General features: G+C 35.8%; 8 protein-coding genes and 2 pseudogenes. 8 read left to right on the forward strand and 2 right to left on the reverse strand.

Going from position 1 to position 6,800, the window contains the following annotated elements; all coding sequences use genetic code 11:
* Nucleotides 1–66: 66 nt before the first annotated feature.
* On the reverse strand, nucleotides 67–318 hold the full coding sequence (locus AC075L_RS02100) for an ImmA/IrrE family metallo-endopeptidase (protein ID WP_006427154.1): 252 nt from the start codon (nucleotides 316–318) through the stop codon (nucleotides 67–69).
* 223 nt (nucleotides 319–541) lie between these two features.
* Nucleotides 542–640: pseudogene (locus tag AC075L_RS02105) on the reverse strand (glucosamine-6-phosphate deaminase); the annotation flags it as partial.
* Nucleotides 641–867: 227 nt separating this feature from the next.
* Between AC075L_RS02105 and AC075L_RS02110 the strand changes: the two are divergent.
* From AC075L_RS02110 to AC075L_RS02145, 8 genes and pseudogenes are all read left to right on the forward strand, one after another.
* Nucleotides 868–1,866, forward strand: a complete 999-nt coding sequence (locus AC075L_RS02110) for a hypothetical protein (protein ID WP_006427156.1) — start codon at nucleotides 868–870, stop codon at nucleotides 1,864–1,866.
* 211 nt (nucleotides 1,867–2,077) lie between these two features.
* Nucleotides 2,078–2,227 carry a hypothetical protein gene (locus tag AC075L_RS02115; RefSeq protein WP_167338141.1) on the forward strand — a complete coding sequence of 50 codons (150 nt, stop codon included), beginning with the start codon at nucleotides 2,078–2,080 and terminating at the stop codon, nucleotides 2,225–2,227.
* Nucleotides 2,228–2,273: 46 nt separating this feature from the next.
* Nucleotides 2,274–2,699, forward strand: coding sequence for a GNAT family N-acetyltransferase (locus tag AC075L_RS02120; protein ID WP_055053942.1), 426 nt, complete (start codon nucleotides 2,274–2,276; stop codon nucleotides 2,697–2,699).
* A gap of 55 nt (nucleotides 2,700–2,754) precedes the next feature.
* A complete protein-coding gene (locus tag AC075L_RS02125) occupies nucleotides 2,755–3,078 on the forward strand; it encodes a hypothetical protein (protein ID WP_004613237.1) in 324 nt (107 codons plus the stop codon).
* Between the two features lie 124 nt (nucleotides 3,079–3,202).
* Complete coding sequence (locus AC075L_RS02130) at nucleotides 3,203–3,727, forward strand: flavodoxin family protein (protein ID WP_055060821.1); 525 nt, start codon at nucleotides 3,203–3,205, stop codon at nucleotides 3,725–3,727.
* 64 nt (nucleotides 3,728–3,791) lie between these two features.
* A pseudogene (locus AC075L_RS02135) lies at nucleotides 3,792–4,237 on the forward strand (GNAT family N-acetyltransferase).
* Between the two features lie 271 nt (nucleotides 4,238–4,508).
* Nucleotides 4,509–5,351: a tyrosine-type recombinase/integrase gene (locus AC075L_RS02140; RefSeq protein WP_020993164.1), complete on the forward strand. Its 843-nt coding sequence runs from the start codon at nucleotides 4,509–4,511 to the stop codon at nucleotides 5,349–5,351.
* Nucleotides 5,352–5,353: 2 nt separating this feature from the next.
* Complete coding sequence (locus AC075L_RS02145; protein WP_020993160.1) at nucleotides 5,354–6,529, forward strand: IS91 family transposase; 1,176 nt, start codon at nucleotides 5,354–5,356, stop codon at nucleotides 6,527–6,529.
* Nucleotides 6,530–6,800: the final 271 nt, after the last annotated feature.

Here is a 6,800-nt window from a genome sequence, read left to right on the forward strand (position 1 = left end):
GAAAATAAATCATTATAAAAAGATCCTGTTCATACTATGATATATAGAACAGGATCTTTATTTACTTTATTTCGCCAGGAAATTGCTCTGAATCTCCATCGGCATATGATAAGCCTGGCCTCGTTTTGTCAGGCTGTATAATTTAAAGCTCATTAGTTCCGGAGTCGCATTCAATGAACTGCAGAGTCCGAAATAATCCAGGTCCTCGTTCTGAACCATATCTTCGATTTCCTCATCTTCAATCAGCAGATCGGCAGCAAACAGATTGGCCTGGTATTCTGTATTATCCGTCATATTGTAGAGTGTATCATCTTGCATACCTGGGTTGGATTTATCTTTATGGTAATTGTGTTAGTAGTTGTAATGCAGATATTTGAAAAGGTGAAAGAACAGCTGCTTAAATGGACAATTGATTAAAATTAAATGAAGATGAAAATATAGGGAAGTTGTGGTATATGGATGTGTATCACAGCTTCCCTTTTTTAACAAAAGCTAAATGCGTTTCATAAGTTACACTGCAATGTCCGGTGTCCAGTAGATATTATTTATCAATCTCACTCAGTGCAGCTTCATCAGCAACGATTGTTACATCATTATGTAACTGAAGGATGGAAGCCGGTACTTCCGGAGTGATTGCTCCATAGAGTACTTGCCTGTTGGGTGTATGTGCAGAAATATGTGAAACAGAAAACTCTGGACGAAATGCTGCAAGAATTGCCAGATGTAGGCCAATTTATCATTGCTATTGGATAGCTGGTTTGAAAGACTGATGGCGGAAGAATAGATGCTGTGATAGAATGAAGAAAAATGATAAGTTAATAAAATGATATCAAAAAAATTTACATCTGATAAGGAGAAGGAAAATAGATGGAAAGTGTGAATTATGAATATTTTGATTCAGAGAATGATTATTCAAAAAATCCTAATGCAACCAAACATAGATCATTTAACGTTTCAAGAGGAGATTTTAGTAAATATGCTATTTTAAATGGATTTTACGGAAAAAAACTGATTTCTCGAGATGCAAGAAAATTTTATTCATCAATGTGTAGAATGGCAGTAAAAAAGGAAAAAGGGTTTTATGTAATTTCAGATGAGTATGAATTTGCGGAAACTTCATATAAAAATGTAATTTCTTTTGCCATGGGTATGTTAGCAACAAGAATTATTGCAAATGAAATATATAACATTAACAAATTATATCATTTTACAGATAAGAGTTTTAAAGGAACGTTGGTGAATGGAAAAATGGCACCAGATTGGATCGGAGTTGATGGGCAAAAAAAAGTATTTTTATTTGAAAGTAAGGGGACTTGTAATAAGAATGTTAGGAAAAAGACAATCGAGCATGCAAAAGTACAATTAAATAATGTGGGTTCAATTAAGGATACATCAACAAACCAGATGTATTACCCACAAAAAGATAGCAAACATGTAATTTGTTCATGTTTTGACGCATACTCTGGTATAGATAAAGTATGGAATATACATGATGTGGATCCAGAAGGAAAGGGAGAAGTTAACTTAGAAATTAATTTTGATAAAGAATGCTTTATGTATTATCAAGCATTTGTTTCGTATGTGGATTCATTAAATCAGGTATATCAATGTGAGTCTGTAAAAAATCAAAAATACTATTGTTGGGTGTATGAAGATGAAAAATATTGTATTCTTGAAGAAATATATAATTCGATGAAATCAGGACAATTTAATGAACAGAATAGATATCGTAATTTTAATAATTATGTAAACGAGAAACTTAGTGATATAGAGTATCCAGAACAGTTTTCACATGATGGAATCTCTTCCTATGAAGATGGAATAGTAGTTTGTAGTTCAGTTTCTTGGCGAGATAAGCTGCACTAAGAAGATATTTTTGTTTTTGTTCTCATACTCCTCCTTCCGCTGAGACTATTCCTCCCGCCGGGAGTTCACGTATTTCAATATCGGCTGTCCCTTCCGATATTAGAAATAGTGCTGTGAACACCTTTAGGTGGAACCAACAGACAAGTGAAACGTCTGTTATTGAGAGGGTATGGGGAAATCCCCATCAAGATAAATCCCATAGGAGAACAGGATGGCAAACGACATTACTGTTAAACATGGGTGGATCTTGCTCTTATTTGTATCCCTCTATATAACGAAACGCTCAGAGACTGTTTTACAGTGGGGGAAAAGAAAAAATATCAAAAAATTGATGATTAATGGTGAGCTTGTGATAGAATGAAAAAAAGAGAAAAGCATAAAGGATGTAGTTGTAGAGAATATTTGTTATGATTAGAAAGTTGCTGAACGGAGATATCGATAGAGTCGCTGACATATGGTTAAAGACAAATCTGAAAGCACATTATTTTATTTCCAATCAATACTGGAAAAGTAATTATGAATTAGTAAAAGAAATGATGTCACAATACGAAGTTTATGTGTTTGAAGCAGATAAAATGATACAAGGATTTGTAGGACTAAATGATAAATATATAGAAGGTATTTTTGTCTCCGATGAAATGCAGTCATGTGGCATAGGTAAGCTTTTATTAGATTATGTTAAGGATAAAAAAGTTAGCTTACGATTAAATGTATACCAGAAGAATGCCAGAGCAATTTCTTTTTACCAAAGAGAAGGGTTCATTATTCAATGTGAAGGCTTGGATGAAGCTACTGGTGAAAAAGAGTACACTATGCTATGGAAACGAAAATAGAAATCGGAATTTATCAGAAAATGAAGAATAGTTGAAATGGAGGCGCTATAATAACATGAAGATTGAAGGGAACCAGAAAGAACTGGATGCAATGGTAGAATTTCATAAGGGAAACCGTGTCGAGGGACTGAGACTGCAAGAAGAATTTGCAGCGGAATTTCGTAAGGAGTATAAAGACAAAGATCACTGTCCTTGCCTGAAAGCCTGTCGTTATCACGGAAACTGTAAGGAATGTGTAGCAATCCACAGAGCGCATCAGGAACATGTTCCTAATTGTATGCGACCATTGATTAATAAAAAATTGAAATTGATGTCAGAATTAACAGAGCATACCTTGGCAAATGAAATAGAAGCTCCACATGAGATTTTAAGAAAATAGGCAAGTCAAATTCAAGTTTACAGAACTGAATCAAAAGAGCTCGAAGGAGCTCTTTTTCCTTTTTTATAATAGTATCATTATGGTATAATAGAGACATTAAAATCGGAAGTTGGAGGATACACGCATGAAAATTGTAATCATTAATGGAAGTGCCAGAAAAGGAAATACGCTGGCAGCAATCAATGCATTTATAAAAGGAGCGTCAGAAAAGAATGAAATTGAAATCATTGAACCCGACAACCTCAACATTGCACCATGCAAGGGATGTGGTGTCTGTCAATGCTCTAAGGGATGCGTCGATAAGGATGATACAAATTCTACCATTGATAAAATTGCTGCCGCAGATATGATTCTTTTTGCTACACCAGTTTATTGGTGGGGAATGTCAGCACAATTGAAACTTATCATTGATAAGTGCTACTGCCGTGGATTGCAGTTAAAAAACAAAAAAGTTGGCACAATTGTTGTAGGTGGTTCTCCCGTAGGCAGCATCCAGTATGAGCTGATTGATAAGCAGTTTGACTGTATGGCAAAATATCTTTCATGGGATATGCTTTTCAAAAAATCATATTATGCAACAGCCAGAGATGAACTTGAAAAAAATAAGGATTCCATGAACGAACTTGAGTGGATTGGAAAAAATTTATAAAGCACACACCAAATTCAAGTTTGATGAATTAAATTAGATGGCAATTGATGGAGTAACAAGTTGTATGAAAATTCGAGAAGTTAACAAAAATAAAAAGCAGTTTATATCATTATTGTTATTAGCTGATGAACAGGAGAGCATGGTTGATCGTTATCTTGAAAAAGGAACTATGTATGTGCTTGAAGATAATGATGTAAAAGCTGAATGTGTTGTCACCGATGAAGGTAACGGAATACTTGAAATCAAGAATATCGCAGTCGATCCGGAAAACCAGGGAAAGGGCTATGGCAAAGCACTAATTGATTTTCTTGCCAGTAAATATGCAGATGAATATTCTGTTTTGCAAGTTGGAACAGGTGACAGTCCATTGACCGATACCATTTTATGAAAAATGTGGATTTGTTCAGTTCTCACAATATTCCCAATTTTTTTACTGACAATTATGACCACACAATTTATGAGGGCGGTGTACAGCTAATAGATATGGTATATTTGCAAAGACATATATAAATTCTAAGTTGAACAAAATCGCTGCGCGATGGCTTGCCAAGGCTGTGGCGCAGCTTTCTTTTTCTCAATAATAAAATAGGCAATGGCAATTCTTACCAGTATTTGATATTGTAAAGTTACCACACAAAACAATTCAATACAGAAAGACACCACTGCCTATGAAAAGAATACCATTTGACCGCTTTTCTGACAAGCGGTTTTATTATGCTAATGCACCTCCATGTAAGCAGGGTTTTTCATTAACTACTGATTTTACATGGAGGATTTTATTATGTACGAAGAAATTTTTAATCAGATTCGATCTGCTGCAAATAAACGGAATCTCAAGGATTCCACGATTCATGCATACTGTACCAGTGTTGCTCATTTTTTGAACCGCACAGCCAAGGATATAGATGCATTAACAACTGACGATGTTGATATATTCCTAACTGAAAAGAAACTTTCCGGGATTTCACCAGAAACATACAATCACTACCATTCAGGAATCCGCTTCTTTTACAAAAAAATATTGAAGAAGAATTGGGATGATGATGACATACCTCGTATGAAAAGGGACAGAAAGTTACCAACGGTGCTTACAAAAGCAGAAATATCAGCTATTCTTGATGCTACGCCAAATTTGAAGCACAAAGCTATGATTGCTACTATGTATTCAGGCGGACTTCGTGTTTCAGAAGTCACACATCTTCATTATGATGATATTTCACGCACGAACAAAACCATACACATCCGTGATGGGAAAAGTCGCTCTGATCGTTATACTTTGCTTGCAGACCGGACGCTCGAAATATTGACAGAATACTGGTTTCAATGTGGCAGACCAAGGGGGATTCTGTTCCCAAGTTCATGGACAGGGGATTATCTTACAAAAGATAGTGTCATTCAGTTTTTTCGTGAAAGCGCCGAAAGAGCAGGCATTCAGAAACATGTCTCCACACATTGTTTGCGTCATAGTTTTGCAAGTCATCTGTTTGAGTCAGGCTGCGATATAAAATACATTCAGGCTCTTTTGGGACATCGTGATCCAAAATCAACAGAAATTTATCTGCATGTAAGCAATAAAACTCTGCTTGGTATTAAAAGCCCATTTGATGAGATGGGTGGTGAATGATTATGGATAAATCATGTACGATACAGGATGTATTTGAACGGTTCTATCCTTCTTATGAAAAGAGGAGTAACCCTCCTGCTCATCACAGAAAAACGGCTTATCACATCAGAAACTGTAAAACAGGAGTTTTTGGTGTAAACATCAGTGTTTGTGAGGACTGCGGATGTATCAGTGTTCACAACAACTCCTGCAGAAGCAGATGCTGTCCCATGTGCCAGGAGTTTCCGAAAGAGAAATGGATTGATGCACAAAAAGAGAACGTATTGGATGCACCCTATTATCATGTAGTATTCACAGTTCCTGAGGAATTGAATTCCATTATTTACAGCAACCAGAAGCTGTTATATGATGCACTGTATCATGCTGCTTCAGCCACATTGAATGAATTGTCAAAAGATGCAAAGTACCTGGGAGCTGATATAGGGTATATCTGCATTCTTCATACCTGGGGTTCTGCAATGAATTATCATCCTCATATTCATACCATTGTTCTTGGAGGTGGGCTTGATGATGAAAATAAATGGAAAGAAACAGGTGGAAATTTTTTTCTCCCATATGGTGTCATCTCAAAGGTGTTCCGTGGAAAATATCTGGATGAGTTAAAAAGCCTGTGGAATGATTCTAAGCTTAAATTTCATGGTACAGCGGAGAAATATCAGAACAGCTATCGTTTTAAAGAACTTCTTGATAAGTGTTATGAAAAGAACTGGGTCACTTACTGTAAAGAAACTTTCAATGGTGCACAGTCGGTTATCAATTATCTTGGAAAATATACCCACAGGATAGCAATCAGTAATCAGCGAATTAAATCCATGAAAGACACGACAGTTACATATGCAGTAAAAGACTATAAAAACGAAGGCTGTTGGAAAGAGAAAACAATTTCAGGAGAAGAATTCATCCGTCGATTCCTGATGCATGTTCCTCCCAAACAATTTGTCAGAATCCGTCACTATGGTCTGCTATCATGTAGAAACAAGAGAAAAAAGATAACTCACTGCAGAAATCTGCTTGGATGCAAGAAATACATTTCTACATTAAAAAATCTAAATGCAATAGAAATGATAAAGGTTTTGTATCACATCGATGTATGCAAATGTTCTTCTTGCGGAGGGAATATGGTATCACCCCGCAAAGATAAATACAGTTCTTCTTTTTGTGCACATATGAGATGTTAAAATCTACAATTGCATAGAATAAATGACTTCCGCATAGGAGGTTTGTTTGTCATGCCTGAAATTGATTTCTTGAATAAAAAAACTTTTACCAAAACATCCGGTATGATAAACTTAAGGAAAAGAGCAACGATTGAATCCCCATAGCTATCGGCTAAAGGGACGCGACTTTGTTCACCAAGGTAAAATCGAAATTGATGTAAACGAAAGGGCAGTTTTTATCAGAACTCAAGGCTGCTTTTTCGTTTACACCAACTCCGATTGTTTCCTTAAC

The organism is Blautia sp. ZXY-1-B12, from assembly GCF_056339915.1.

Coding starts and splice junctions, on each gene's coding strand:
- AC075L_RS02140 (WP_020993164.1), top strand. CDS start 4,509: ATGTACGAAGAAATTTTTAATCAGATTCGATCTGCTGCAAATAAACGG.
- AC075L_RS02120 (WP_055053942.1), top strand. CDS start 2,274: ATGATTAGAAAGTTGCTGAACGGAGATATCGATAGAGTCGCTGACATA.
- AC075L_RS02125 (WP_004613237.1), top strand. CDS start 2,755: ATGAAGATTGAAGGGAACCAGAAAGAACTGGATGCAATGGTAGAATTT.
- AC075L_RS02130 (WP_055060821.1), top strand. CDS start 3,203: ATGAAAATTGTAATCATTAATGGAAGTGCCAGAAAAGGAAATACGCTG.
- AC075L_RS02145 (WP_020993160.1), top strand. CDS start 5,354: ATGGATAAATCATGTACGATACAGGATGTATTTGAACGGTTCTATCCT.
- AC075L_RS02115 (WP_167338141.1), top strand. CDS start 2,078: ATGGCAAACGACATTACTGTTAAACATGGGTGGATCTTGCTCTTATTT.
- AC075L_RS02100 (WP_006427154.1), bottom strand. CDS start 318: ATGCAAGATGATACACTCTACAATATGACGGATAATACAGAATACCAG.
- AC075L_RS02110 (WP_006427156.1), top strand. CDS start 868: ATGGAAAGTGTGAATTATGAATATTTTGATTCAGAGAATGATTATTCA.